Annotated in this window: 1 protein-coding gene; it reads right to left on the bottom strand. The window is 52.1% G+C overall.

Annotated elements, in window-relative coordinates:
* Window positions 1-777, bottom strand: a 777-nt coding sequence (locus tag L652_RS0103750; RefSeq protein ID WP_024603302.1) for a glycoside hydrolase family 68 protein, incomplete at both ends; no start/stop codon positions are given.

Genomic DNA, 777 nt, shown 5'->3' with positions numbered 1-777 from the left:
GTAATCGCTGCGAATACCGTTGCCTACGAAACCATATACGCCCTCGGGGCCAGTAATACCTGTTGCGTATGTGGTGCTGTGGCTAATAGTGAAAAGGTAGTACTTGCCATCTTGTTGGTAGATCTGCGGTCGTTCAGTCTGATCGGTGACACAGTTTGCAGATAGAATAGGCGGCAGAAATTCCCACTCGGTTAGGTCGTCGTTCGTAGCCCTTGCCAGACCGACGTTACCGATCTGAAAGGGCGCACCCGATGCATTCACTTGGGTTACGGTTTCTGCATAAGGGTCGCCGTCCCGGTAGCCAAGGTCGTCCGCATCACACTGTGCAGTTGTCCGGTCCATGGCCGAGTTGCCCTCAAATACCATATAGGTCTCACCTGGATGAGCCGGATCTTCGAAAGTAAACGGGTCGCGGAAGTTATAGTAAGGGTTTTGCTCAGCATTTTGGTAGTAAGTGCCGTCAGCCTCGAGTAGCGACGTAACCTTGTTGAAACCGGTGAATCTCACGCCGTGTTTATTAGCATGCACATGGCCTACGCTTAGCGCGAGCCGAGAGTCGTAAGGCTTGATGTCCGGTCCACCGTCTTGATCACGGTAGAAGGCAACATCTGTGAAAAATAACTTTATTTCGCCACCCGGAAAAATACGCGCCGAGCCTGACCACTGGGTCTGGTGGCTGTAAGACTGGTCTTCGAAAATTTCACCGGTGACACCTTCATCGAACACGAGACCACCATAGGTCCAACCACCATTTTCGGGGCGTTGGTCAGCGGAAAT

The sequence above is a fragment of the Pseudoalteromonas sp. TB25 genome (assembly GCF_000497995.1).
GTDB lineage: Bacteria > Pseudomonadota > Gammaproteobacteria > Enterobacterales > Alteromonadaceae > Pseudoalteromonas > Pseudoalteromonas distincta.
This window is presented reverse-complemented; position numbering and strand designations above follow the sequence as displayed.